The organism is Alcaligenes sp. GW821-FHT11D07 (genome assembly GCF_058808495.1).
In genome coordinates this window covers 1-25,770 of record NZ_JBXART010000003.1, presented here as the reverse complement: position 1 = coordinate 25,770, position 25,770 = coordinate 1, and the positions used below count along the sequence as shown (strand labels likewise).

27 protein-coding genes and 1 other RNA gene are annotated in these 25,770 nt (G+C 54.9%); 12 read left to right on the top strand and 16 right to left on the bottom strand.

What is annotated here, in order from left to right:
• Positions 1 to 14 precede the first annotated feature (14 nt).
• From pal to AC1RSM_RS13165, 7 genes are all read right to left on the bottom strand, one after another.
• Positions 15 to 518, bottom strand: a complete 504-nt coding sequence (gene pal, locus AC1RSM_RS13195) for a peptidoglycan-associated lipoprotein Pal (RefSeq protein WP_492933008.1) — start codon at positions 516 to 518, stop codon at positions 15 to 17.
• Positions 519 to 552: 34 nt separating this feature from the next.
• Positions 553 to 1,779 (bottom strand): Tol-Pal system beta propeller repeat protein TolB, encoded by a 1,227-nt coding sequence (gene tolB, locus AC1RSM_RS13190; protein WP_492933688.1) that lies wholly within the window; start codon positions 1,777 to 1,779, stop codon positions 553 to 555.
• Positions 1,780 to 1,878: 99 nt separating this feature from the next.
• The gene (tolA, locus tag AC1RSM_RS13185) at positions 1,879 to 3,003 is read right to left on the bottom strand and encodes a cell envelope integrity protein TolA (RefSeq protein WP_492933007.1); all 1,125 of its coding nucleotides are present in this window, start codon (positions 3,001 to 3,003) and stop codon (positions 1,879 to 1,881) included.
• 49 nt (positions 3,004 to 3,052) lie between these two features.
• A complete protein-coding gene (gene tolR, locus AC1RSM_RS13180; protein ID WP_492933006.1) occupies positions 3,053 to 3,499 on the bottom strand; it encodes a protein TolR in 447 nt (148 codons plus the stop codon).
• Positions 3,499 to 4,173, bottom strand: coding sequence for a protein TolQ (gene tolQ, locus AC1RSM_RS13175; RefSeq protein WP_492933005.1), 675 nt, complete (start codon positions 4,171 to 4,173; stop codon positions 3,499 to 3,501). The genes tolR and tolQ overlap by 1 nt, the downstream gene beginning before the upstream one ends.
• Positions 4,174 to 4,175: 2 nt before the next feature.
• Positions 4,176 to 4,601 (bottom strand): tol-pal system-associated acyl-CoA thioesterase, encoded by a 426-nt coding sequence (gene ybgC, locus AC1RSM_RS13170; RefSeq protein WP_492933004.1) that lies wholly within the window; start codon positions 4,599 to 4,601, stop codon positions 4,176 to 4,178.
• A 66-nt stretch (positions 4,602 to 4,667) separates the two neighbouring features.
• Positions 4,668 to 6,404 carry a proline--tRNA ligase gene (locus AC1RSM_RS13165; protein WP_492933003.1) on the bottom strand — a complete coding sequence of 579 codons (1,737 nt, stop codon included), beginning with the start codon at positions 6,402 to 6,404 and terminating at the stop codon, positions 4,668 to 4,670.
• 64 nt (positions 6,405 to 6,468) lie between these two features.
• On the opposite strand from AC1RSM_RS13165, the gene AC1RSM_RS13160 reads away from it, so the two are divergent.
• From AC1RSM_RS13160 to AC1RSM_RS13150, 3 genes are read left to right on the top strand one after another with little or no spacing between them, the layout of a single operon-like run.
• Complete coding sequence (locus tag AC1RSM_RS13160) at positions 6,469 to 7,035, top strand: RNA pyrophosphohydrolase (RefSeq protein WP_492933002.1); 567 nt, start codon at positions 6,469 to 6,471, stop codon at positions 7,033 to 7,035.
• The gene (locus AC1RSM_RS13155) at positions 7,016 to 7,702 is read left to right on the top strand and encodes a response regulator (RefSeq protein ID WP_022983208.1); all 687 of its coding nucleotides are present in this window, start codon (positions 7,016 to 7,018) and stop codon (positions 7,700 to 7,702) included. The genes AC1RSM_RS13160 and AC1RSM_RS13155 overlap by 20 nt, the downstream gene beginning before the upstream one ends.
• Complete coding sequence (locus tag AC1RSM_RS13150; protein WP_492933001.1) at positions 7,699 to 9,225, top strand: sensor histidine kinase; 1,527 nt, start codon at positions 7,699 to 7,701, stop codon at positions 9,223 to 9,225. Before AC1RSM_RS13155 ends, AC1RSM_RS13150 begins: the two co-directional genes overlap by 4 nt.
• Here the strand turns inward: AC1RSM_RS13150 and AC1RSM_RS13145 are convergent.
• Complete coding sequence (locus AC1RSM_RS13145) at positions 9,222 to 10,145, bottom strand: NAD(P)-dependent oxidoreductase (protein ID WP_492933000.1); 924 nt, start codon at positions 10,143 to 10,145, stop codon at positions 9,222 to 9,224. The genes AC1RSM_RS13150 and AC1RSM_RS13145 overlap by 4 nt on opposite strands.
• A 227-nt stretch (positions 10,146 to 10,372) precedes the next feature.
• Between AC1RSM_RS13145 and AC1RSM_RS13140 the strand changes: the two genes are divergently transcribed.
• From AC1RSM_RS13140 to AC1RSM_RS13125, 4 genes are all read left to right on the top strand, one after another.
• Positions 10,373 to 11,410 (top strand): ABC transporter substrate-binding protein, encoded by a 1,038-nt coding sequence (locus AC1RSM_RS13140; RefSeq protein WP_492932999.1) that lies wholly within the window; start codon positions 10,373 to 10,375, stop codon positions 11,408 to 11,410.
• Between the two features lie 81 nt (positions 11,411 to 11,491).
• Entirely contained in the window at positions 11,492 to 12,577 is a 1,086-nt protein-coding gene (locus AC1RSM_RS13135; RefSeq protein WP_492932998.1) for an ABC transporter ATP-binding protein, read from the top strand.
• Between the two features lie 12 nt (positions 12,578 to 12,589).
• On the top strand, positions 12,590 to 14,275 hold the full coding sequence (locus AC1RSM_RS13130; protein ID WP_492932997.1) for an ABC transporter permease: 1,686 nt from the start codon (positions 12,590 to 12,592) through the stop codon (positions 14,273 to 14,275).
• Positions 14,276 to 14,433: 158 nt separating this feature from the next.
• A complete protein-coding gene (locus tag AC1RSM_RS13125) occupies positions 14,434 to 15,465 on the top strand; it encodes an NAD(P)/FAD-dependent oxidoreductase (RefSeq protein ID WP_492932996.1) in 1,032 nt (343 codons plus the stop codon).
• 227 nt (positions 15,466 to 15,692) lie between these two features.
• Here the strand turns inward: AC1RSM_RS13125 and AC1RSM_RS13120 are convergent, their stop codons facing one another.
• Together AC1RSM_RS13120 and AC1RSM_RS13115 are read right to left on the bottom strand one after the other, a co-directional pair.
• On the bottom strand, positions 15,693 to 17,198 hold the full coding sequence (locus AC1RSM_RS13120; RefSeq protein WP_492932995.1) for a tripartite tricarboxylate transporter permease: 1,506 nt from the start codon (positions 17,196 to 17,198) through the stop codon (positions 15,693 to 15,695).
• A 16-nt stretch (positions 17,199 to 17,214) separates the two neighbouring features.
• The gene (locus tag AC1RSM_RS13115; RefSeq protein WP_492933687.1) at positions 17,215 to 17,673 is read right to left on the bottom strand and encodes a tripartite tricarboxylate transporter TctB family protein; all 459 of its coding nucleotides are present in this window, start codon (positions 17,671 to 17,673) and stop codon (positions 17,215 to 17,217) included.
• 343 nt (positions 17,674 to 18,016) lie between these two features.
• On the opposite strand from AC1RSM_RS13115, the gene AC1RSM_RS13110 reads away from it, so the two are divergent.
• The 3 genes from AC1RSM_RS13110 to ssrS all read left to right on the top strand — a co-directional run bounded on the left by AC1RSM_RS13110 (position 18,017) and on the right by ssrS (position 18,972).
• Positions 18,017 to 18,421 (top strand): hypothetical protein, encoded by a 405-nt coding sequence (locus AC1RSM_RS13110; protein WP_492932994.1) that lies wholly within the window; start codon positions 18,017 to 18,019, stop codon positions 18,419 to 18,421.
• Between the two features lie 3 nt (positions 18,422 to 18,424).
• The gene (locus AC1RSM_RS13105) at positions 18,425 to 18,736 is read left to right on the top strand and encodes a cell division protein ZapA (RefSeq protein ID WP_492932993.1); all 312 of its coding nucleotides are present in this window, start codon (positions 18,425 to 18,427) and stop codon (positions 18,734 to 18,736) included.
• A gap of 52 nt (positions 18,737 to 18,788) precedes the next feature.
• Positions 18,789 to 18,972: non-coding RNA, 6S RNA (ssrS, locus tag AC1RSM_RS13100), on the top strand.
• Positions 18,973 to 19,017: 45 nt separating this feature from the next.
• Here the strand turns inward: ssrS and lgt are convergent.
• Positions 19,018 to 19,812 (bottom strand): prolipoprotein diacylglyceryl transferase, encoded by a 795-nt coding sequence (lgt, locus tag AC1RSM_RS13095; protein WP_492932992.1) that lies wholly within the window; start codon positions 19,810 to 19,812, stop codon positions 19,018 to 19,020.
• Positions 19,813 to 19,896: 84 nt separating this feature from the next.
• On the opposite strand from lgt, the gene AC1RSM_RS13090 reads away from it, so the two are divergent.
• Together AC1RSM_RS13090 and msrA are read left to right on the top strand one after the other, a co-directional pair.
• Positions 19,897 to 20,265 (top strand): c-type cytochrome, encoded by a 369-nt coding sequence (locus tag AC1RSM_RS13090; protein ID WP_492932991.1) that lies wholly within the window; start codon positions 19,897 to 19,899, stop codon positions 20,263 to 20,265.
• Positions 20,262 to 20,795 carry a peptide-methionine (S)-S-oxide reductase MsrA gene (msrA, locus tag AC1RSM_RS13085; protein WP_492932990.1) on the top strand — a complete coding sequence of 178 codons (534 nt, stop codon included), beginning with the start codon at positions 20,262 to 20,264 and terminating at the stop codon, positions 20,793 to 20,795. The genes AC1RSM_RS13090 and msrA overlap by 4 nt, the downstream gene beginning before the upstream one ends.
• 6 nt (positions 20,796 to 20,801) lie before the next feature.
• Here the strand turns inward: msrA and AC1RSM_RS13080 are convergent, their stop codons facing one another.
• From AC1RSM_RS13080 to AC1RSM_RS13060, 5 genes are all read right to left on the bottom strand, one after another.
• Positions 20,802 to 21,773 (bottom strand): hypothetical protein, encoded by a 972-nt coding sequence (locus tag AC1RSM_RS13080; RefSeq protein WP_492932989.1) that lies wholly within the window; start codon positions 21,771 to 21,773, stop codon positions 20,802 to 20,804.
• A gap of 236 nt (positions 21,774 to 22,009) precedes the next feature.
• Positions 22,010 to 22,174 carry a hypothetical protein gene (locus tag AC1RSM_RS13075; protein WP_492932988.1) on the bottom strand — a complete coding sequence of 55 codons (165 nt, stop codon included), beginning with the start codon at positions 22,172 to 22,174 and terminating at the stop codon, positions 22,010 to 22,012.
• 11 nt (positions 22,175 to 22,185) lie between these two features.
• Positions 22,186 to 23,292, bottom strand: a complete 1,107-nt coding sequence (locus tag AC1RSM_RS13070; protein WP_492932987.1) for a YeeE/YedE family protein — start codon at positions 23,290 to 23,292, stop codon at positions 22,186 to 22,188.
• A gap of 17 nt (positions 23,293 to 23,309) precedes the next feature.
• Complete coding sequence (locus tag AC1RSM_RS13065) at positions 23,310 to 24,275, bottom strand: sulfurtransferase (RefSeq protein ID WP_492932986.1); 966 nt, start codon at positions 24,273 to 24,275, stop codon at positions 23,310 to 23,312.
• Positions 24,276 to 25,589: 1,314 nt separating this feature from the next.
• Positions 25,590 to 25,770: hypothetical protein (locus tag AC1RSM_RS13060; protein ID WP_492932985.1), on the bottom strand; the 181-nt coding region annotated here is incomplete at its 5' end.

The following is a 25,770-nucleotide window of genomic DNA, read 5'->3' as shown; positions in this document are numbered from 1 at the left end:
GGTCGATGCAGAAATTATCGTTGGTAAACGATGTCTGCGCGACGGTTTTCAGCGTAATCAGCTTCGGTGTTACCCGTTGCTTTTGGACGCTCTTTACCCAAGCTCACAGCTTCGATCTGGCTGTTGCTCACGCCCAGCAGACCCAGCATGCGTGCAACGGCGTCGGAACGACGCTGACCCAGAGCCAAGTTGTACTCGGCACCGCCACGCTCGTCGGTATTACCTTCGACGCGGACGTTTTGCTGAGGATGGCTGCTCAGGTACGAAGCGTGCATTTCCACCACGCTACGGTACTGGTCATTAACCACGTAGCTGTCGTAGTCAAAGTACACCGAGCGTTGTTGTGCCAGTGGGCTTTGAGGGTTGAAAGGGTCCATGATCTGGCCTGCGCTAGCAGAGTCCGATCCAGTACCGCCGGTTGAACCGGAGCCTGATTGATCCAGAGGAACCGAGCTGCAAGCAGCAAGGGCAGCAGCCATAACGGCAAGGGTAAGACTTTTAAGAATGCGCGAGCTCATTTGAATTCCTTTTGAAAAAGAGTCACACAGGATGTCAGTTGGTAAATGGTCCCCAGGTGGGTTCGCGTACTTTGCCATTCAAAGACGAGAGGGTCTGACGAACGCGACCGTCCACCGATGTCACAGCTAGGACACTGCGGCCCCCCTGAACAGAACTATATAAGATCTGCATCCCATTAGGGGCGAAACTCGGAGACTGATCGTCGGGACCTGTCGTCAGCAGTTGCTCAGCTCCTGATGCCATATCTTGAGTGGCAATTCGGAAAGCACCGTTTCTGCGTGTGACGTATACAAGCCTAGTACCGTCCGCAGAGACCTCCGGTGAAATATTGTAACTCCCGTTGAAGGTAATGCGTTGAGCATCATCTCCACCCAGGCTCACTTTGTAAATGTTGGGAGCGCCACCACGGTCGCTCACAAATACAAGGGAGTTGCCATCGGGCATAAAACTAGGTTCAGTATCGATCAGTGGCGAACGCATCACGCGACGCAGTCCGGAACCGTCTGCATTTAACGTGTAAATCTGCGAAATACCGTCCCTGGAGAGCACAACAGCAAGCTGATTGCCGTTTGGAGCCCAGGCAGGGCTACTGTTGTTACCCTTGAAATTGGCCAAGGGCTCGCGGTTACCGGTGGCCAGTGTTTGCACATATACAACAGGTTTGTCGTTTTCAAAGCTCACATAAGCCAGCTTTTTACCGTCAGGAGACCAGGCTGGGGAGATGATAGAGTGTCTAGAACGCAACATTACTTGCGGATTTTGCCCGTCGGAGTCAGCAATTTGTAACTCGTAATTGTTGCCTGTCTGCAACACATAGGCCAGGCGAGTGGAGAAAACACCTCGTACGCCGGTAATTTTTTCATAAATCCGGTCAGCAATCTGGTGAGAAATACGGCGCAGTTCTTTTTCGCTGCCCGCAAATGCCACACCATCCAGCTGGGTTTGACGTACTGAGTCCACCAGGCGATAGCTGATGGAATACTGCCCGCCGGTTTGAGCGACAGAGCCGTAAGCCAGGTAATCAGCACCGCGATTGCGCCACTCATCGTACGCAATTGTGCTTTCCGCATTCAGACCAGCACCGGTGGCATTGATCAATTGGAATTGTCCCGAACGGGTCAAGTCAGCGCGGATGACTTCAGCCAGAGACTGGCTGGCTGGATTGTCAGCAAAATCGGCGATCGCGATGGGGTACTGGGTAGCACCCACACCTGATATATCGACCCGCAGTTGGGCCTGGGCCGGTTGGCTGGCGAACATGCCGGCGGCCAGGGCAAACGCTCCGGTGGCCGTGGCGCGCCAATGACGACTAAAGGTCGCCAGGGCAGAGGTAGCGGCGGTCATTATGCAATCTCCTGATTAATCGAACATGCGGTATTCGCCATCAATATACGATGGATACTGCCCGCTAGGCGGTTTGGGGAAAGGGCTGCAACGGGCAAGGCCCTTGGATACGGCATCATCGAACTGGGCGATGCCGGACGATCGTTTGATTTGAACCCGATTCGGTGTGCCATCGGCATTCAGGTCCACGCGGTACTGCAGCGCAGGGTTGCCACGGACTTCAGAACGGGGTGGTGTGCTGTAGACCACGCCAGGTTGCACGCAAGCGCGCACTTTGGCGGCATAGCCACCATCACCACCACCGCCCCCGGCCTGGTTGCGGTCGGCGGTACCACCAGGGCGACCTGGTGCACCTTCACGCATGGCACGGCGGAAGGCTTCTTCCTTGGCTTTACGTTCTGCATCAGCTTTGGCTTTGGCAGCGGCATCTGCACGGGCTTTACGCTCAGCGTCTGCTTTGGCCTTGGCTTCCGCATCTGCCTTGGCTTTAGCTTCAGCGTCGGCTTTCGCTTTACGCTCTGCATCTGCCTTGGCTTTGGCATCGGCCTCTTCTTTGGCCTTGCGCTCCGCATCGGCCTTGGCTTTTGCGTCGGCTTCAGCCTTGGCCTTGCGTTCTTGTTCCTGCTTTTCTTTCAGTTCGCGCTCGCGCTTTTCAGCAGCCAGCTTGTCCTGGCGCTGCTTTTCTTGCCGCTCTTGTTCCAGCTTTTCTTCACGCTCTTTTTTCTCGCGCTCTTTGCGAGCCTGCTCCAAAGCGATCTCGGGATCAACTTCAGGCTCAGCAGGTGGCGTGACTTTGGCGGGCTCAGGCGGCGGCGTAGGAGCAGGCGGTGGCTCAGGTTTGGGTTCAGGCTCGGGAGTGGGCTCTGGCTCGACGACGGGTTCAGGCTCAGGCTGCGGTTCCGGTTCGGCCTCGGGGGCTTCGGGGTCCGCATTGACGGCGGCATCCGGTGCTACACCGTCCATCCACAGTTCGACCTGCACCGCATTGGGTGTTTTGGGCGCAGAAAAAAGAGCGCCCGCCAAAATGGCGAGCAGCAGCAGCCCGTGCAGACCCAGGGCGATGAGCAAGCCGCGCCGATCTTCCTTTTGCTCAGGCGAGCGCAGCGCCTGATTGCGGGTATTGCGTGTTCTGTGCTTCATTCAGTTCAGGTTTTCGCGCCGGATGGCCCATAGAGCCTCCGGCCACAGGTTATTTGCGAGCAGCGGGTTCGCTGTTGCGATCGACGATCAAACCCAATCGGGTGATGCCGTTGGAGCGCAGCTCGTCCATCAAGCCCATGACGGTCTCGTAGGGAACTTTGCCGTCGGCAGCAATCACAACGGGACTGTCGGCCTGCATGCGGGAACGCACTTCATTGAGCAAGGTGGACTTTTCGATGTTCATGAACTCGGAGCCCGCATCGCGCAAGCGAATGGCCAGCTTGCCGTCCTTGTCAACCTGGATTTCCACTGGCTTGGCGGGCACTTCGGAGGCTTGGCCAACCGAAGGCAACTCCACCAGACCAGGAGTAATCATGGGTGCGGTAACCATGAAGATCACCAGCAGCACCAGCATCACGTCGATGTAGGGGACGACGTTGATCTCGTTTTTCATGCGCCGGCCGTGACGGCCGGTGCTTCCACGCATCGATGGCATCAGTTCACCTGCCGCTGCAAGATGTTCAGGAATTCGTCGATAAAGCTGTCAAAGCGGATCGAGATACGATCGAGCTCGTTGGTAAAGCGGTTGTAGGCAACCACAGCAGGGATGGCGGCAAACAGGCCAATAGCGGTTGCAATCAGCGCTTCGGCAATACCGGGAGCGACTGAAGCCAAGGTGGCTTGCTGCATGCCCGACAAACCAATGAAGGCGTGCATGATCCCCCACACAGTTCCCAGCAGCCCGATGTAAGGGCTGACCGAACCGGCCGAGGCCAGAAAGTTCAGGTGAGTTTCCAGCGTATCCATCTCGCGCTGGTAGCTGGCACGCATGGCACGGCGTGGGCCGTCCAGCAAGGCGGGGCCGGAATTTTGGCCACGACGCGCCTTGATGAATTCGGTCATGCCGGCTTCAAAAATTCGTGCCAGAGCACCGTGTTCGGCACGGCGTGTGGAAATGGATTGTTGCAGCACGGCCAGATCGCCACCTGCCCAAAAGTCGTCCTCAAAGCGGCGGGTCTGTTCAATCGTGCGTTTAAGTGCAGACCGCTTACTGAATATATAGGCCCACGAAAGAATCGATATTCCCAACAGAATCAGCATGACGAGCTGAACGGGAATACTGGCATCGAGAAGTAGCGAAATCAGCGACAGGTCGCTAGTAGCTTGCATGGTCAGTCCTGAACCTTTTCCAAGAGGGTACGTAAATCAGAGTCCAGCTTGCTTGGACGAAGCGTGATGGCGTCAACGCAAACAATTTGGATGGTACTTTGGCATAACAGTTCCCCGCCACGCAGGGCACCTTGTTCAAAATGGATGGTAGCCGAACCCAGTTGGGTAATGCGGCTGCGCACCGAGATCAAATCATCGAGCCGGGCAGGTTTGAGATATTGTATTTCAACCTTCTTGACTACGAACAGGCGTTGATTCTGCTCCGCCACATCCGATTGGTTCACACCAAGGTTTCTGAGCCACTCTGTGCGCGCACGCTCAAAGAATTTCAGGTAGTTGGCGTAATACACGATCCCGCCGGCATCAGTGTCCTCGTAATATACGCGAATATCCAGCTTGGCTTGGGTGTCCCACTTGTCATTAAGCATGTCGTTCGTAAAAGAGTTTGTGTTGACGGGCAGGGCGGGCCAGCGGCCACACCCTGCTTGAGAGCCTTACAGCGTTGCCAAACGCTCCAGGCTGGCCTGAGCAATCTGCTCGACCGGCACGGAAGTGCTTTCAGCATCGCGGCGGGCTTGCAGTTCAACCTTGCCCTCTTTCAGGCCGCGCTCACCAATGGTGATGCGCAATGGCACACCAATCAGTTCCCAGTCGGCAAACATGATGCCGGGACGTGCGTCGCGATCATCAAGGATCACATCCACGCCTTGATCTTTCAAGTGGGTGTACAGATCGGTGGCTGTCTGGCGTACGGCATCACTCTTGTTGAAACCAATAGGGCAGATCACCACTTCAAACGGAGCGATGGCACGGGGCCAGATAATGCCACGTTCGTCGTGATTTTGCTCGATGGCAGCGGCGGCAATACGGCTGACGCCAATGCCATAACAACCCATTTGCATGACGGCAGGTTTACCATCAGTTTCCAAAAAGGTGGCATTCAGCTTCTTGGAGTAGGTATCGCCCAGGAAGAAGACGTGGCCCACTTCGATGCCGCGCTGGATGGCCAGTTGACCGCCTTCGGGGGCAGGATCGCCATGCACGACGTTGCGAAGATCAGCCTTGATGGGCTCGGGCAGGTCACGACCCCAGTTAACACCGGTGTAATGAAAGCCTTCTTCGTTGGCGCCACATACAAAGTCGCTCATATTGGCAACGGTCAGGTCGGCAATCACTTGGACGGGCTGACGCGTTCCGATGGGGCCCAGGTATCCAGGCTTGCAGCCAAAGGTGGCCACAATTTCTTCTTCGCTTGCCAGTCGGTGGCCTTGTTCAAAGCCAGCCAGCTTGGAAACCTTGATGTCGTTGACGTCGTGATCACCGCGAACCAACAGCAGATATACAGTGGCCTTGTTCTGTCCGTCTTCTTCGCGGTCTGTTGCCAGGACGACGGATTTGACCGTTTGCGTCAGGTCACAGCCCAGGAACTGAGCAACCAGTTCGCATTTTGGAGCGTCTGGCGTTGCGGTCTTGACCAGCGCTTCGCTGGCTGCGGCACGTTCGGCCAGCAGGCAGGGGGCCGGAGCCAGTTCGATATTGGCGGCGTAGTCGGTGTCGGGGTTGTAAACCAGCAAGTCTTCGCCCGTGTCGGCAATGACCTGGAACTCATGGCTGCGCGAACCGCCAATCGAGCCGGTGTCCGCGGCCACGGCACGGAAATTCAGACCTAAACGGCCGAAGATGCGCATGTAGGCATCGAACATGGTGTCGTAGCTTGCCTGGGCGTCTCCAGCGTTACGGTCAAAGGAGTACGCATCCTTCATCGTGAATTCACGGCCGCGCATCAAGCCAAAACGTGGACGGCGTTCGTCACGGAATTTGGTCTGAATGTGATAGAAGTTAATGGGCAGTTGGCGCCAGCTGTGAATCTCGTTGCGGGCGATGTCCGTGATCACTTCTTCAGAGGTAGGCTGCAGAACGAAGTCGCGTTGGTGGCGGTCCTTGATTCGGAGCAGTTCATCACCATATTTTTCCCAACGGCCCGACTCTACCCAGAGTTCGGCAGGCTGGACCACAGGCATCAGCAGTTCAATGGCGCCGGAGCGGTCCATTTCCTGACGGATGATGTTTTCAATCTTGCGCAGCACGCGCAGACCCATCGGCATATAGGTATAGATACCACCGGCCGCTTTACGGATCATACCGGCCCGTGTCATCAGCTGATGGCTGGCAACTTCGGCTTCGGTAGGTGCTTCTTTCAGGGTATTAATGTGATACTGGCTTGCATGCATGGTAGGGAACTCGTCAGGTACGTATAATCAGATCTAATTGTATTGAATTCGTTAGAGGTGGCCTATGTTAGATCGTGAAGGCTACCGTCCTAATGTCGGAATTATCCTCGTTAATCGCAAGAACGAGGTTTTTTGGGGCAAGCGTATTCGGGAACATGCCTGGCAGTTCCCGCAAGGCGGTATTAAATACGGCGAAACACCCGTACAGGCGATGTACCGCGAACTGCACGAAGAAGTGGGCTTGCTTCCTGAGCATATCCGTATATTAGGCCGGACGCGAGATTGGCTTCGCTACAACGTGCCCAATCATTTTGTACGTCGGGAGGCGCGCGGCCACTACAAGGGTCAGAAACAAATCTGGTTCTTGTTGCGGCTGGTAGGGCGAGACAGCGATGTTTGCCTGCGCTCGTCCACGACGCCGGAGTTTGATGCATGGCGTTGGAGTCAATATTGGGTGCCACTTGATTCAGTTATTGAGTTCAAGCGGGAAGTCTATCAGCAAGCGCTGAACGAGCTCTCGGATATTTTGTTCCGGCGTCGTCAGGAAAATCGTTACTTACGTCAGCGTCTCCAAAGCGCAGTTGACGCAGACAGTCTGGATAGCAGGGATCATGCGCATATTATTGGTTGAAGACGAGCGGGAAATGGCCGCATGGCTGGAGCGGGCTTTGGCGCAAAGTGGTTTTTTGCCCGATCCCGCTCACGATGCTCGCTCGGCAGAAGTGTTGTTGGCGGCTCATGAGTATGATGCGGTCGTCATGGATTTGCGCCTGCCCGATAAACACGGGCTGGTGCTGCTGCGCGAGATGCGCGAACGCGGTGATCACACGCCAGTGCTGATTCTTACCGCTCAAGGTGCCTTGCAGGATAGGGTTCGCGGTTTGAATCTGGGTGCCGATGATTTCCTGACCAAGCCCTTTGCCCTGGAAGAGCTCGAAGCTCGTCTGGCGGCATTGGTGCGTCGCAGCCGTGGGCGCGTCGCCCCTGTAGTCAGCTGCGGTTCGCTGGAATACAACCCGGAAAGCCGGGCTTTCTTATTGGACAACGCCATTGTGCATCTGACGCCGCGCGAACACGCGGCACTGCTGGTCTTGATCAGCCGTTCAGGGATGCCGGTAGAAAAATCCCAGCTGTTCGCCCGTGTTTTTGAGCACGACAGCGATGCCAGCCCGGATGCCATTGAAGTCGTCTTGCACCGTTTGCGCAAGAAACTGGCCAATAGCGATGTGCATATCGTGACGGTGCGTGGCCTGGGCTATATGTTGGAAGTCCTTGAGGCGGAATCCGGCGTTTCATGAGCACGCCCTCTCCACCCCCCGCCAATGCCTGGCAAGGCAGTCTGCGCTTCTGGCTGCTGGTACTGCTGATCCCGGGGGTGGTGGCGCTGCTCTTGTATGACAGCTGGGAAGATTACCTGGCCATGAATTCCGTCACGGAAAATGTCTATGATAGCGCCTTGCTGGAACCGGCCAAGGTGCTGGAGACCAGCGTGGAGTTCAATACCGACGGCAGTTTGCGTATTGATCCTCCCTTCTATGCCCAGGTCATGCTGGAATCCAGACCGGGCAATCGCAAATATTTTCGGGTCGAAGAAGTCACTCCCTTGGTGCGTAATCTGGGTGGTGCAGATGCCAAGCAGCTAAAAGGGCGTACCTTATTAGGTATGGAGGGTCTGCCTAGACCATCCAATCTGGCCGACCACGAAGGCGTACCTGTTTTCTACGACTCCTATTTTCGCAATGACACCGTGCGCATGGTCGCCCTGTGGCGGGACTTGCACTACAAAGGCGAGCACCGTCAGGTGCTGGTGATGGTGGGCGAAAGCATGGACTTGCGCCTGCGCACCCAGCAGGAAGCCTGGCGTGAAGGCATCTTTCGCAATTTGCGCATGCTGGTGGTGGCCGTGCTGCTGGTGTGGTTCGCCGTTGCTTGGGCATTGCGCCCCTTGCAGGTGTTGCGCCAGGAAGTGCGCAGCCGCAGCGTAGACGATCTTCAGCCCTTGGATGAGCGCGACGTGCCCCGCGAGGTCGTGCCTTTGGTGCGCTCTGTCAACCACCATATTGAACTGTATCGTTCCGTACTAGACAGGCAGGCCCAGTTCTTGGCCGATGCTTCTCATCAGTTGCGTACCCCGCTGGCGATTATCCATACCCAGGCTCAATATGCTCGCCGTGAGCCGGACATTGAACGGGTGCGGGAATCTTTAGGGGCGATTATCAAGCAACTGGGTCAGGCAACTCGCTTGACGGAACAGTTGCTGGCTTTGGCTCATGCCAGTCATACAACCACCATGAGTCAGGGGCAAGTTGATCTGGCCAGCTTGGGGCGAGAAGTCGTTCTGCAATACCTTCCTCTGGCGCGCGAGCATCGCCAGGACCTGGGCTGGATCGGACCTGGAGAAGAGGGGGAGCAAGCCCCCTTGTGGGTCTACGCCAGTGATGCCGAGATTCATGAGTCCGTGTCCAACCTGATCCATAACGCCATTAACCATGCCGGTAGTGGCAGTGCCATTACGGTCTCGGCCGGACAGGATGACAAACGCGCCTGGATCAGCGTGACCGACAACGGTATGGGCTTGGCAGCCAGTTTGCGTGAAAGTGTGTTTGTTCGCTTTGACCGTGGAGGCCCTGCTCGTAAAGGGGGGCGTGGCTCGGGTTCCGGTTTGGGCCTGGCCATTGCATTAGCCTACGCGGAGCGCAACGGCGGCACGATTGTCCTGACAGATGGCGAGCCTAACGATATGGGGGGCTACGGTTTGAAGGCAACTTTGCGCTTACCGCTGCTCGTATCCGAACCCCCCAAGCCCGGGCCGACGGCTTAAGCCTCGTCGGGATTGCGGGCCAGCAGGCTGAACAGGGTGGAGATATCCAGATCTCTATTGCCTTGGGCCGCAATCTTGGCAAATTGCTCCTGAATTAGATGGGTGCCCGGCAACTGGGCGCCATTACGCTGGGCTTCTTGCTGCACCAGATCCAGATCTTTCAACATCCAGTTCACAGTAAAACCCGGCTGGAAGTCTCTTGCCAGCATGGTCGGGCCCTTTGCCTCCATCTGCCAGCTGCGCGCTGCGCCCTTGGTCAGCACCGACAGCGCCTTCTCCATATCCAGACCTGCTCGCTCCCCAAAGGCCATCGCCTCAGCCAGTCCTTGCAACAGGCCGACCACCGCGATCTGGTTCACCATCTTGCATAGTTGGCCCGAACCCAAGGGACCCATCAGGGTACAGGTCTGGGCGTAGCTCATCATCAGTGGCAGTGCGCGGTCCATATCGTGTTGCTGACCACCACACATAATGCCGAGCATGCCTTTTTGTGCACCAGCCTGTCCGCCGGAAATGGGGGCATCCAAAAAGGACACACCATTGTTGGCAGCCTCGATACCCAGCTCTCTTGCCACATCAGCCGAAGCGGTGGTGTGGTCAATAAACAAGCTGCCTGTCTTCATTCCCGCCAGAGCGCCCTCCGGTCCCAGGAAAATGGCACGCAAATCATCATCGTTACCCACACAGGCCATGACGACATCGGCCTGCTCAGCAGCGCGCGCGGGTGTTGCCGCCCATTCCTGTTTGAATTCTGCGCTCCATTGCTGGGCTTTGGCCTGGTTGCGGTTATAGACTGTCACTTGATGTCTCGCTTTTGCCAGATGCCCGGCCATGGGGTAGCCCATTACACCTAGTCCAATGAATGCCACCTTTTGCGGGGTGACCGAATCATAGGATTTTGGTTGAATGGAAGGACTCATGGCGGTGTTCTCCTTAAAGGTAATTATTGGTCTGGATGTACAGCTTATCGCAGCTTGTCTGGCTGGATTGTCGCTGCGGCTAATAAGCGGCACAGCGTTTGATGCTTGACGGCGTCAGGCCCCTCATGTTCTAAACCTGTCATAGATTTGTAATAAATTGGGTGTGCCTGTCTGGATTATGATGGGCCTACATAATTTCCTAGCTAATTAACTGGAACTTGAACCTTATGACTACTTTTGACCGTCGTCGGTTTTTGAAGATGGCAGGTGCCACTGGACTGGTGTCTATGGGTACCTCTTTGCCATGGGCGGCATGGGCTGCAGATGCAGCAGTACTGGAAAAAGCGAAGGCTCAAGGCCAGGCTGTTTTCTACGCCAACATTACAGCGGTTGAACCCATCATGAAGGCCTTGAAGCAAGCTCAAGGCATAGACGGCAAATACACCCGTATTTCCAGCTCCAAATTTATCCCCACCATCCTGACCGAATTTAACGCCGGTAAATTGATGGCTGACGTGGTTCAGGCACCACTGCCCATGCTGCAATTGCTCAAAGAGCAGGGCGTTCTGATTCCGCATCAGTCCGAAGCGGTGCAGGGCTACCCCGAGTGGGCCACGCAAGATGATTCCATTATTCAGTTTGGCATTGAATATGTGTCTTATATCTATAATACGGACCACCTCAAGCCCGAGGACGCTCCTCAGCGCTACGAAGATCTGGCTGATCCTAAATGGAAAGACAAGATTGTCATGGCCAACCCGTCCAACCACCCATCCACTATTGGCTGGTTGATTGGTCTGAAGGAAAAAGTATTCACGGACGAAGAGCAGTGGATGCAGTTTCTGAAAGGTCTGGCGGCCAACAAGCCCATGTTTGTGGCCTCATTCGGCCCCACTCCTGCGCCCATTGAAAGTGGCGAGAAGCTGATCGCTATTTCCATGCCCAAGTACATTGTGACCAAATCGCCGGCTCCATTGGCTTGGGGGCCTATGTCGGATCAGCCTTTGCTGGGTTCGCCCCGTGCGATCGCCTTGACCAAGAACGCTCCACACCCCGATGCGGCTCGTGTGTTCCTGGATTACTGGCTGGGCAACGAAGCCATGGGCATTTTGGCTAACAAGGTAGGTGAATATGTGCTGGCCCCCGGCGTGCATCCACCTGTCGCTGGTATTGAGCAAGCTAAGGTTGAGCCAATTCGCGATTTGAGCGATGAGGAACTGGTCCGCTGGGGCCGTGAATTCAGCCGTATTTTCGCTGTACGCTGATCGGTCATTACATTTATTGGTTCGCCAAGAACGGGGCGCCTCGGCGCCTCGCCTCTTTTTTACTGAAGATTTCTACTCATTATGCAAATTGAAATTACCGGCCTAAGCAAGACCTACGTCTCAGAGGGCAAAACCTTCAAAGCTTTGGACAATATCAACCTGACGATTCCCGCTAATGAGTTTTTCACACTTTTAGGGCCCAGCGGCTGCGGCAAAACTACCTTGCTGCGTTGCATTGTGGGCCTGGAAACACCAGACGAAGGTGAAATCCGCATTGGGGACGAAATCGTCTGGTCCAAAGAGAAAAATATTGCTGTGCCAGTGGAAAAGCGCGGTCTGGGCATGGTGTTCCAGACTTACGCCATCTGGCCGCATATGACGGTGTTCGACAATATTGCTTACCCCCTGCAAGTGCGTGGTGAGCGCAAAGAGGTGATCCGTGAAAAGGTCGCCAACATTCTGAAGTTTGTGCAGCTGGAAGGGGTGGATCAGCGTTCGGCGACCCGTCTGTCCGGTGGCCAACAGCAGCGTGTGGCATTGGCACGAGCCTTGGTGGCCGAGCCTAAAGTCATCTTGTTTGATGAGCCGCTCAGTAACCTGGATGCCAAACTGCGTGAAGAAACCCGCAAAGAGCTGCGCGAGTTCTTGAGCCGTCTGGACATTACGGCCGTATACGTAACGCACGACCGGGTGGAAGCTCTGGCTTTGTCCAATTCCATTGCCGTGATGCGTGGAGGCAAGGTTCTGGAGATCGGATCGCCAGAGAAAATTTACTTTGATGCAGACCACCGCTTTGTAGCGGACTTTATTGGCCGCGCAAACCAGATCAGTGCCACCGTGCGCGAACAGCGCGTGGACTCCACCATCGTGGAATGCGAACTGGGCCAATTGCACAGCAAGAAGCGCGATCTGGCAGTGGGTACCGAAGTGACCCTGTGCATTCGTCCGGAATTTATCCGTGTCAGCAGCCAGTCGGGCGAAACCGGCCAGAACCTGTTTCATGGACAAGTGTTGGCCTTGGAGTTTGTGGGCGAGTCCTACGAGGCCGAGGTTCAGGTCGGCAAGGAAAAATTGCTGGTGTGTATCGATCCCGATGTGAAGGTCAAGGAAGGCGACACCGTGCGCTTTAACCTGCACCCTGAACACTGCATGCTGCTGTCGGCATAAGGGCGAGGCATCATGAATAACACTCGCAGACCACTTAGCTGGTCGCTCATTCTTATTGTCGGTTTCCTGACCCTGTGTCCGGTCTTGATGTTGCTGCTGGGAAGTTTCTCTCAGGGCCTGACAGCGTTTGGTTCCTTCACCACGGCCAAGTATGTGGCCGCCTATACCGATCCCTTCTTGCTGGAAGTCACCTTTAATACGGTGGTTTTCGTCTTGGGTTCATCCTTGTTTTCCACGGCACTGGCTGTTTTCCTGGCCTACTTGAACACCCGCACGAATATGCCCATGAAGGGTGTGTTCACGGTCCTGTCCATTGTGCCCATGATGATTCCGCACTTGCTGTTCTCGGTCAGCTGGGCCTTATTGCTCAATCCGTCCAACGGTTTGATCAATATGTTCTTGCAGGACACCTTGGGCTTGCAGGAAGCACCGCTGAACATCTATTCCTTGTGGGGCATGATTTTGGTGGAGGGCTTGCTGAACATGCCCGTTGCCTATCTGATCATTGCGCCTGCCATGGCTTCGTTTGACGTGTCGATGGAAGAGTCTTCGCGCGTGTTCGGGGGCGGTTTGTGGCGCACGCTGACACGGGTCACTTTGCCTATTTTGCGTCCTGCCATCATGGCAGCGTTCATTTTGGCGATTGTGCGTGCACTGGCCTCCTATGCCGTGCCCCGAGTACTGGGTACGCCGGGCCGGGTAGATGTTCTGGCAACCTATCTCTTTGAGATGATCTCCACCGGTTTTGCGCCGGATTATGGAAAAGCGGCGGCGCTGGGGATGAGTGTGCTGTCCGCCTCTATTGCCTTGATCGTGCTGTACCGCTACATGACAGCGGAAAGCAGCAAGTACGTGACCATTTCCAGCCGGGGTTTCAAACCTACTCAGCTGGAACTGCGCCGTGCCAAAGTGCCTTTGTTCATCATCGTGGGTCTTATCAGCTTGCTGATGGTGATCTTGCCGGTGGCCGTGTTGCTCTACACCTCCATGATCCCGTACTCCATGGTGCCTAGTGCTCGCGCATTCTCTCTGATGAGCTGGGCAAACTGGATTGATGTGCTGGAAGATCCGATCTCCAAAGTGGCCATGAAAAACAGTCTGTTCCTGGCAGTAGTCGGGGCCAGTCTGGGGGTGCTGCTATCGCTGTTTGTCGCTTACGTCGTGGTCAAGCTGCGAACGCGGGCGGCGGCATTGCTGGACACCTTGAGTTTCCTGTCCTTTTCCTTCCCAGGCATTGTGATTGGTATCGGCTTTATGTGGTTCTTTGTGCAAACACCGCTCTACGCCACGCTCACGGCCTTGTTGCTGGCTTATATTGCCGCCTATCTGCCTTATGGCATTCGGCCTTTGTCTGCAGCATTTGTGCAAGTACATGCGCACTTGGAGGAATCTTCTTCCGTGGCCGGTGCAAGTTCTTGGACCACCATGCGGCGCATCATTATTCCTTTGCTGATTCCCGGCGTGGTGTCGGCCTGGATTTTGATGGCCACCATGTTCATCCGCGAACTGACTGTCTCGGTAGTGCTGTCCAGGCCGGGCACAGAGGTCTTGGCCGTGCAGGTGCTGGGTTATGCCGAAGACGGTTTGTGGGGCAAGCTCTCTGCCTTGGGGATCATCATGATTTTGATCTCTACGGTCCTGGTCTTGTTGGCCATGTATGTCGGTAACTTTTACAAGCGCCGCCAAGGCACGATGTAAAACAGGATGTCGCTAGTACAAGGGCCTGATTACCGAAAGGGATTCAGGCCCTTGTTGTTTGTGCTTTCAGGCTTTATCTTGGCGCAGCTGTGTAGGGCCGCGGCTGGGATGTAAGGCAGCCAGCAGGCCATCTCTCTTTAATTGATTCAAAAAAACGTATGACGCATACATGCAAAGTCTTGGTGGTCGGTGGTGGTGTGATGGGAGCGTCGGTTGCCTGGCATTTGAGTAAAGCCGGGGCTCGGGTCACCTTGATTGATCAAGGACCCACCGCTGCCCCCACTGCCACAGAGGCTTCCTTTGGGTGGGTAGGGGCCAGCGCCAGTACCCCCTCCGATGATCCGGCAGCCTTTGCCTTGCGTTTGAGCGCCATAGAGGAGTTCAAACGTCTGGATCAGGAGCTGGGCAGTTTGCCCTTAGTAGTTCGTGGGGCTTTGCTATGGGGGGCGACAGAGCAGGAAACCGCTGATTTGATTGCGGATCATGCATCTGCGGGCTCCACGCTTGAAAGCTTGTCGAGGGAGCAGTTAAGGGAAATAGAACCCAGCTTGCTGGCCCCTCCGGCCTTGGCCGCGTGGGCCCCTGACGATTTCGCACTGGAGCCAGTTGATTTGGCTCGTGCCTTGATTCTGGCAGCCCAATCGCAGGGGGCCCATGTGCTGACCGGCAAGGTGGAGGCCCTGCATCATGCAGGTGGGCGGGTGCAAGGTGTGCGCGTGCAGGGGCAGACTGTCTTGGCTGACAAAGTGGTGTTGGCTAACGGTCATGGCGCCGTGGATTTGCTAAGCGGTGTTGGGCTGTCCTTGCCAATTTATTCACTGCCCGCAGTATTGATGCGCATCGAGATGGATAAAAGCCTTGTCCGCCATTTGCTGTGCGCCCAGGATTTGGAGTTGCGTCCGGCCAGAGGCCAAGGGCTGCTATCTGCTTTTGACTATCCGGAGCAGGGCGAGGCCGGCCTGCCGGCTTTGGCAGAGCAAACCTGTCAGACCCTGACGGGTATGTTCAAGCTGGCCCTGCCCCCTTCCATATGTGCTATTGAAGTGGGGCATCGCCCCATGACAGAGGGCAAAGTGCCTATCTGTGATTTTGTGGCGGGGATGGAAAATCTGTTTGCGGTGGTGGCGCACCCTGGAGTTATTCTGGCTCCCATGTTGGGTAGGCAGTGCACGCAGGCATTGTTGGCTTAATGAAGTGGGCAGTAATACATAAGTGAGCTGTCCTAACTAGTTCGCACACCTTTGCTGATAGACCAGCAACTAAAACTGTCTTGTTAATGGTTCAAGGCTGGCTGACAAAAGAAAAGGCCTGATTTCGTGGAGATACGAAATCAGGCCTTTTTACTTAACTATCCTGCTTGAGGGCGGTGATGTCGCTACCTGAGCTCAGAGCAGGGGAAGTGGATGTCAGCGTGTGCTTATTCCTCTTCCACGAAGGTTTCTTCGCGTTTCTTTTTCACGGCGGGTAGGGCAACCACCACCACCAGGAAGGCGGCCAGTACCAGCAGCGACAAGGACAGAGGACGCGTCACAAAGGTGGTGTAATCACCGCGAGACAGCAGCAGGGCACGACGGAAGTTTTCTTCCATCATCGGTCCTAAAACCAGACCCAGCAGCAAAGGTGCACCTTCACAACGCAGCTTGGACCACACGTAGCCAACAAAACCAAAGGCAGCCGTGACCAAAATATCAAACACGTTGTAGTTCAGTGAGTACACACCGACCGTGCAGAACACCAGGATGGCCGGGAACAGCAGGCGGTAAGGCACTTTGAGCAGCTTCACCCACAGGCCGACCAGAGGCAGGTTCAGGATGACCAGCATCAGGTTACCAATCCACATGGAGGCGATCAGGCCCCAGAACAGCTCGGGGTGGCTGGTCATCACTTGTGGACCGGGCTGAATGTTGTGGATGGTCATCGCACCAATCATCAGCGCCGTCACAGCGTTACCAGGAATACCCAATGTCAGCAGCGGGATAAAGGAGGTCTGTGCGGCAGCGTTATTAGCCGACTCAGGACCAGCCAGACCAGCGGGGTGACCTTTACCAAAGCGTTCCGGGTTCTTGGAGATTTTCTTCTCCAGGGTGTAGGACGCAAAGGAAGACAAGACCGCGCCACCACCAGGCAAAATGCCCAGCACCGAACCCATGGCGGTACCGCGCACAACGGCAGGCCAGGATTCTTTGAACTCTTGCTTGTTGGGATACAGCGAACCCACTTTGCCGGTGATCTCGACACGCTGGTCGCCTAGCTCCAGGTTGTTCATGATTTCGGAGAAACCAAACACACCCATGGCGACGACAGCAAAGTCGATACCGTCTTGCAGTTCTGGAATACCAAAGTCATAACGAGCCACGCCCGAGTTAACGTCAGTACCGACCATACCCAGCAACAGGCCCAGTAAGATCATGCAGATGGCTTTAGGCAGGGAACCTGATGCCAGCACGACGGCACCGACCAAGCCTAAGACCATTAAGGAGAAATACTCCGCCGGTCCGAACTTGAAGGCGACCTCCGCCAAAGGGGGCGCAAACGCAGCCAGCAGCACGGTGGCCACACAACCAGCAAAGAAAGAACCCAGAGCGGCAATTGCCAAGGCAGCACCGGCACGGCCATTACGGGCCATCTGGTGTCCATCCAGCACAGTCACCACGGCTGACGTTTCCCCCGGCAGCGCAACCAGAATGGCCGTTGTAGACCCACCATACTGGGCGCCGTAGTAAATACCGGCCAGCATGATCAGACCTGCCACGGGTGGCAGCACATAGGTGATGGGCAGCAGCATGGCAATGGTTGGCACGGGGCCAATACCCGGCAGCACGCCAATCAAGGTACCCAGCACGCAGCCGAGCAAAGCATAGGCCAGGTTCTCGGGCGTAAACGCCACCGAGAAGCCCAGCATCAGGTTGTCAAATAATTCCATTTCTGTTCACTCCCAATCAGGCCAGGAAACTTGGCCACAAGGGGAACACCAGCCCCAGGCCTTTGATGAACGCTGCCCAGACAAACAGCACCAGAAAAAAGGCTGCGGCCAGGGCAACAGGCCAGCTGAACTCGTGGCTGGCAAAGCTGCTGATCAGAACAAGCAAGAAAATGGAGAGGTAGACACCTAAATAGTTAAGGGTCAGACCGCAGACTACCACCGCACCGATGATAACCAGGGCCACTTTCCAGTTAAACTTCTCTACTTCGGTTTTTTCCGCTTTGGCAGACATCGAACTGAATGTGACAACAGCTCCTAATAAGCATTGGCAAACACCCAACCAAAAGGGAAAGTAGCCAGGGCCCATACGGGCGGCTGTGCCCATTGAGTAACTGGTAGCACCGAGCGCAAAACCTGCCCCGATGACCATGAACATAATCCCGGACCAAAAGTCCTGTTTGTTTTTAATTTGCATAAGGTGGATTCTCCTTGTCTGCCTTGCGCATAAGTTTTCCTTTTTTCCTGTGTCAGCTTCTTTATTCAGGAGCACGGCTCCAGTTCTCTGCTTGTGCCGACTGCATTGAACAGAGGTGACGCATGGTAATGGAGCACTTGCAGACTGGAAACCCTGACATGACCCTAGTTTTTAAGGGTTTTCCCGGTAATTCGGGAAATTTAGGGTTTTTTGGGAGCGTGTTGGCCGGTCGATGAGGGGCTTTGAAAGAAATTTGAAAGGTAATGGAAAGATGGGTGAAAGGTTATCATTAGTATGAAATTCCTCTACCCAGTAACGCTAGCAATGGTTTACGATAAGGCCCATGTTGCAAGATCTCGACTTTCTCGCTGACCGTATTGGTCAACTGGTAGAGCAATCTCGTCAGCTCCACGCTGAACGCGCTCAATTATTAGCTCGTCTGAAAACTCAGGATGCCGAGCTGGACTCTTTGCGCCAGCAAAACCGGCGCCAGCAGGACGAGTTTGAGTCCTTGTCCACCGGTGTTGCATCGCATCAGCGTCAATTGGATGTGGTACAACAGCAAGCGCAGGCCGATCAGGCTGAATTGAAAAGGCTGCTTGAGCAAGAACAAGCGCAAGTAATGGCTTTGCGACGTGAGCTGGATAGTGCACGAGCCGGAATGGGCGTGTTGCGCGATGTGGCTGGACAGGCTCGAGACCAGATTGGTTCGATCCTGATGCGTCTACCCGGTGCGGTACAGGAGTAAATCATGGAACGAGTCGATATTTCCCTGTTGGGCCGCGATTATTCTCTGGCGTGCCCACCCTCTGAAAAAGCTCGCTTGCTAGATGCTGTTAAACTAGTTGATCAGCGCATGCAGACCATCAAGGCTTCTGGTCGTGTGTCGGGCAGTGAACGCATCGCTGTTATGGCCGCTATTCAGATCGCCAGCGAGTTTTTATCTGCTAAAGCACCTGATGGTCCACTGGCTAATGTTGCATTTGGCGATTTCAAGCGTAAAATTGAAGACATGAACGCGATGATGGACGAAGTCCTGGAGCCTTCCGGTAATTCGCGTTGAACTAATTTGAAGGCAGCCACCTGTTATTCCTCACAGGCTGCCTCATCCCAGTAAGTCCCTGCCGTGTTCGTGACACGACCATACATTCCTTGAACCAATGCTTTTGGCATACAGGTTGTTGGATTGGCCAATAGGAGCGATCGTCCTTCGCGGCGAACCCGAAGCTGGCCTGATGACAACCGATCTTGGACCTTCGGTTCCAGGATGCCGGTCTTGACGGCAATGGTGGGGCACCTACAAAAAAAGCCCGTCCAGAATCTGGACGGGCTTTTTTCTTTTCTTTATCCCTGACTGCGAGTGCCAGCTTGTTTGCTGGCATAGGCAAACAGTGCCAGTCCGCCAATAATCATGGGCAGTGACAGCCATTGGCCCATCGACAGGCCCGCACTCAACAGACCCAGATAGCCATCCGGCTCGCGTGTGTACTCAACCATGAAGCGGAAAAAGCCGTAGCCGATCAGGAACAGGGCACTGGTCTGTCCCACAGCGCGAGGGCGACGGGTAAACCACCACAGCAAGATGAATAGAGCAATGCCTTCCAGCGCCATCTCGTAGAGTTGAGACGGGTGGCGTGCAATGCCGTCTACTTGCGGAAATACCATGGCCCAAGGTACATCGCTTGGGCGGCCCCACAATTCACCATTGATAAAGTTGCCCAGGCGGCCAACGGCCAATCCGAGCGGAATCAGCGGTGCCAGGAAATCACTGACTTCCAGAAAACGGCGCTGACGATTCCGGGCAAAGAGAGCAATCGTCACCAGCACGCCAATCAGGCCGCCATGAAAAGACATGCCGCCTTGCCAGACATATAAAATCTCCAGCGGATGCGACAGATAGTAAGAGGGCTGATAAAAAAGGGTGTAGCCCAGACGTCCGCCCGCTACTACGCCCAGGACGCAGTAAAAGATCAGGTCTTCCAGGTCTTTACGAGTCAGCAGGGCATTGCCTGCGCGAATACGTGCCGAGCCAACCAGCCATACCAGGCCAAAGCCGACCAAATACATCAAGCCGTACCAATGGATGGCAAGGGGGCCAAGTTGTATGGCGACGGGATCAAATTGCGGGTGAATTAACATGCGTGCCCATTACAGAGATGAATATCAGATAATAGCGTGACTGCGAGCCCAGGCTAGGGCTTGGTAAATTGTAAGGGAAGGATCATGCTGCATTCAGTCTCTTGGGCCAGCCGCTTACCATTAGTAGTCCTTTGTGGGCTGATGAGCTTTAATCTAGCGGCAAAGGCTGATACGGTATCTCTCATGGAGCTAGTGCAGGCGCAGTGCTTGTCTTGTCATCAGATCGACCGTAAGCGGGTTGGCCCTCCTTTCAAGGAGATCGCCCAACGCTATGCAGCAGGTCCGGCCAAAGAGACTCAAGCGTATTTGCAGCGACAAATTCAACAGGGGAGCCGGGGTAATTGGGGAGCCATTCCCATGCCTGCTCAAAATCGTATCAGTGCCGAGCAAGCACAAGCTATTGCAGCCTGGTTGCTGAGTCTAGCCAATTCGTCAACAAAGGAGATCTCATGAAGGAAACAGCCATATTAGGTGGCGGATGTTTTTGGTGCACAGAAGGGATTTTCAAAGCCTTGCAGGGTGTGCAGTCTGTGGTGCCCGGATATTGCGGTGGCCACGTTGATCATCCCACCTATGAGCAGGTATGTGGAAAGCAGACAGGCCATATTGAGGTGGTCAAGGTGGAGTTTGATCCATCTGCCATTTCCTATCGGGACTTGCTGGAAGTATTTTTCCTGACCCATGATCCAACTACGCTGGATCGTCAGGGTGCCGACCAAGGGCCTCAATATGCATCTGCTATTTTTTGCCAGAATGACGAACAGCGCCGTCAGGCCTTTGAGGTCATAGAAGAAATTAAATCGCAGTTTGACGAGCCTATCGTGACGCATGTGCTCGATAGCCCCACCTTCTGGCCTGCAGAAGACTATCACCGCGATTATTTCGCCCTCCATCCTGAACAGGCTTACTGTCAGATGGTGATTGCGCCCAAACTCAAAAAGTTTTATCAGCGCTTTCAGGATCTGCTGGTTAAAAACCCCTAAGCAGCTTCAAGGTTGTTGGGTAGGAGCAAGGTAGCGTCTATACAAGGCGCTACCTGGTAATGTCAGACGGGCCATCAGGCCAATAATCAGTAAAGTCAGCGCAAGCCGGCCCACCAGAGCCACCCAGATGTTGGCACCCAAAGCCAGAATAAGGACAGTATCCTCAATTAAGGAATGGCTTAAGGACAGCCAGGACAGAGCCAGCAAGCGGGTTCTAGGGCTGTAGTTTTGTTGGCGCGACTCATCAATAATCAGGGCGCCGCCGTAGCTCAGACCCAGCAGGACGCCAATCGTAGTTGTTGGGGCGACTCGCTCTTCCAAGCCAGAAAAACGTAGCAAGGGTAGTAGCAGCTTGGTCAGCAAACGGGTGAAGCCGATTTTTTCCAGTATGGACAGGATCAGCAACAAACCCAGAATAATTAGCCAAGTCATGAACAGCGAGCTGGCGGTACCCCACAGCCAATCAATCCAGCCTTGCCAGCCGCCTTGTGTCGCATTGGATTGCCCGTAAAGCCAGGCTAGTGAAACGGGCTCTTGCAATAGCCCAGTGCTGTTCAGGCCCCAGGCCAGCAAACCGCCATATAACAGGGCACAAACAATGCGCAAAGTCGCGGTAAACCAGAAACTGGCACCTGCTCGACGAACGATGGCCTGTTCCATCGGCATATTGTGAGCGAACAGCATCATGGTGCCCAGCACGCTGATTTGAGCCACGGTAAAGCTCAAGCTATCGCCTAGGGCTGCCATCGACCCGATGCCGGCGTAAATTCCAGCCAGAGCGGTCGTTGCCCAGACAATCCCCGCCTCCGCCGGTAAGCCCACCAAAGCCATGACCGGACCGATCAATTTTCCGGCCTGCTCAATCAAACCTAACTGTGCAGCAATACGTACCACGATCATGATGGGAATCATGATTCGTGCCACGGTATAGAACATGCGCAGGCTGCGGATAAAAGTGGAGCGTAGGAAGTTCAGCATGACAGCCGCTTAGTTGAAAAACTGACTGATGCTAGCACGGCACAATAGGGGATCAACATGCTGTGGCGCGTGCCCAACTGGACGGCGCGAGTAGAAAGCTGGAACAGAGCTAGCGATGTAAGGCGTTCTGTTTCTTATCGCCCAAGAAAAAGCCCCTGAAGGCTTGCTCATGTAGTCAATGTATCTGGCTGCATGGGCTTTCCCGATCAGGGGCCATCTGGTTCTGAAGTCGCTAGCTATCGACCCGAGCAGTGTCCACCGCTGGCGGCTTGTCCGCTACCCCAGGCAATGGGGGCGGGTTCAGGGCGATATGGGTAGTCTTGCAAGCTGTCCATCACCACCAGTGCGATGACGACCAGCCAGAAGGTACTGGTAATAAGGCGGAAAGTAGTTTTACTCATGCTTGCGCCACTCAAGGGTTAACGCGGCGGCGAATGCGCACGCCTATGATGGACCCGGCAAAGGCCAGTGCAAACCAGACCCAGCCATGCAGGCTGGCCGAGGCAATGCCCCCCAGGAATGCGCCTACATTACATCCGAAAGCCATACGAGCACTGTAGCCCATGACCAAGCCGGCAATCGCGCCTACCCACAAGGTGCGTGAGTTGGGCGACTTGAAATTGGCAGGATGGTTCCAGCGAGAGGCGGCCATCGCACCCAAAATCAAACCAAAGTTGGTGACTGAGGTAACGTCAGCCAAGACAGGTTCCGCCAGACGTTGGGCATGCGGAGCAACTCCCCAGAAGGCGTCACCCACAGGGGACCAGCCTAGAGCCGAGAATACTTTCGCGCCCCACAGTCCAATGCCGTAAACGATGCCCCAAGGTTGTCCGGCAACCACCATGTGAATGGCGTACAAGACGGCCAGCAACAAGGCACCCATCCACCAGCGCATTTCCCATTTTGCTGGACTGCTGTTCTGTGCTTTTTGGTGACGTCGTGCGCCTCGGCCTACCCACCAGGACACTGCACCACATGCGACGACAGTGATCAGCAAGGCAATTGGCCAACCGAAAGAGACATTCAGATCTACGGCGGGCAAACCGCCCAGAGCGATCCAGCCGGGTTGATGCGAAGCGCCCAAAAAGCTGCCAATGGCAAAGGTAGGCAAGACGGCAAAGGAGATCGGTGCGCCAGCGCCTGCTTTATAGAGCGTTCCCGAGCCGCAACCATCGGCCAGCTGCATGGCGGCGCCGAACAAAAAGGCGCCCAGCACCAGGCTAATGGTCAAGGGGGCAATTGCGCCGACCAGTTCGCCACCACTATCGGCGATCAAGGGCAGGGTGAAGGCAGCTGCCAGGACCAGCAAGAGCATCTGCGCCCAGATCCCTTGAGGGTCACGGCGTTCAATATAGTTACGCCAGCCGGTGGTAAAACCAAAGCGCGCGCCCTGCAGCACAGCACCAAAGCCAATCCCCAGCAAGGCCAGCAATCCTTGGCGCAGTCCGCCTACCAGCGCGACCCCGACAATCAGGGCTACGCTGGCTAGGATAAAGCCCAGTCTAGTTAGAAGAAGCATGTTCGGATACCAACGATTTAATTAAGGGCGCGCTTGGCATCGAGTTTCAAGACCTCGAAGCGGGAGGGCTGATTGTCCATGGGCAGATTGCTACGGCTCCATTCCACAACGGACTCGGGGTAAAGCTTCACATTCGGGTTGCCAGCCAGTTCAGAGAGTACAAACCAGTTGGTAGCAGCCCAGTGTCCGGTATTGCAGAAAGAGACGGTAGGTTTGTCATCCAGGCCTTGCTCTTTGACGATCTTGACCAGTTCATCCGTATCTTTCAGGACGGGTTTGTCGCTGCGGAAAAAGCTGTTGAAGTCCAGTTCGCGCGCACCGGGCAAGGTGCCGTAGCGGGCTGCGGCATCAACACGCTGCTCCCCTTTGAAAAAGGCAGGTGGGCGGGCGTCCAGCAGGACTGGAGCTTGACCAGACTTGATGTAATCCGCGACCTCTTGGGTGCTGACGACCATGTCTTGACGGTATTGGTAGGTAAATTCGCTTGGCGTCACCGTTGGGGTGTCTTTGCTGAGGGGCTTGTCTTCAGCTTCCCAGGCTTGCAAACCACCGTCCAGAATCGACAGCTGTGTCAGGCCGCCGGCTTTCAATGTCCAGTACACGCGTGCTGCGGCACCAAAGTCGGTTGGGTTAGCACCGGCGTAAGTCACTACAACGTAGCTGTCTTTGGATATGCCTGCTTTGCTGAACAGGGCAGACAGGTCTGCTTCGGAGCGCAGCGCACCGGCATTTTCGGCAGGGCCACGATAGGCGCCGTAAGGGGTATGAACGGCGCCCGGCACATGGCCCGCTGCATATTCTTTATCCGTGCGTATATCCAGAATACGCAGATTCGCCTGATCCAGCTTAGTAGCCAGATCGGAGGCCGAGATCAAGGCGGGCGCTTTGGCTGCTGATTCGCTGTTTGCTGGCTCTGCGGAGGCAGAAGGGGCCAGTACCGTGCTGAATGCAAATGCCAAGGAGATGACGATAGGTTTAATCATTATTGCTCTCTGTAGTAAGCAGTGGCCTGCTTAGAGGATTAAGTGCATAAGGAATGGTAATGAACGCAGCTATAGAAAATAACGATGAATTGGGGATTAGCTTATTTCTTGGGGGCGTAAGAGGCGTAAAACGGGGCTGACGATGAAGGGGAGAGGATGTGCTGTTGTTTAGATGGGGGAGTGTGGGGAGTTGGAGTTTGTTGTGCTTGGGGGGATGAGTCTGAGTCTGAGTCTGAGTATGGGTATGGGTATGGGTATGGGTATGGGGGGAGCTGCTTTCTATATAGATAGTGGCAGAGGATGCCTTGGCTCATGTCACTCATATAACAGAGGACTTGTTCTGGAAAGGGCGGGCTTCTCTATATATATAGAGGAAGGTGGCGATGAGCGTGCTTTTGCTCAGGTTAGCTTCATAAGCAGGGTTCTGATCCTGGAAAAGGCGATGCTTCTCTATATAGAAGGTGTTTTGCATCGGTCCATATTTATAAGATTTTTTTTGCTCTCCTGTAAAAGCCGGTGGCTTCATAGGGGCGAGAGTGTTCGCGCTCTATATATAGGAGGAGAACGAAGGCGCTCTCTATATAGGGGATAAGAAGAGGAGGGGAGCCGTAGGCTCTCTCGGTAAGCCGCCACTCTGGGCCCGGGTACCGAAGGCTTCGGGCGGACTGCTTGCCGGCGCTAAGCGCCGGTACCCTGGTCGGAGTCACATTCGGGGCGCAGTCTGAACTCGCCCAGTGCTCGGTCCCCCGGACCAAGCACAAGCGTTGGGCTCAAACAGCAGACTGCTTGCCTCCCCGACTGCAACTCCGCCTGCGGCAATCAGCCTGACTCGCCCAAGCCTTCAGTACCCGGACCCAGAGCGGGTTTCGTCTGACTACCTACCTACCTACCTACCTACCTACCTACCTACCTACCTACCTACCTACCTGCGATTATTCTTCTTCGCTTAATTAGATCAGTTGGGGGAGATGCTTTTGGCGGAATAACAAATTATTCATGGTTAAGTGGACTGGTTCATTTGTGAGCAAAGGGGCCAAGCTCTATTCAGTGGAGGGGGAGTTTGAGTTCAAGCAAGCAAGCAAGCAAGCAAGCAAGCAAGCAAGCAAGCAAGCAAGCAAGCAAGCAAGCAAGGGACTGAACGACGAAATTTTTAGGGCGGCGTCTAAGCCTTGCCGGTAGCTACTCTATATAGAGAGGAGATAGTGATCTGGCTTTGCATGCAAATACGTAGTTAGCGGCGATTGGAGCAAGGCATTACGCTTTCATAGCGATGCTTCAGGATGCAGACTCTTGTAGCTAGGAAAATAGTTAAAATTATTTTTTCGGGCTATTTCTTATATCTATCAATATGCTACGTTCTTTTTCCAGGTCTGCACTCATCAAATAGTGAGAAATATGACAGAGAATGCTTGCACATCCGAATTTCATCGTGCTATAGTTCTTTTCTCGCTGCAGCACACACAGGGTTTTCCCTCTAAGCGCTACAGCAAGCAGT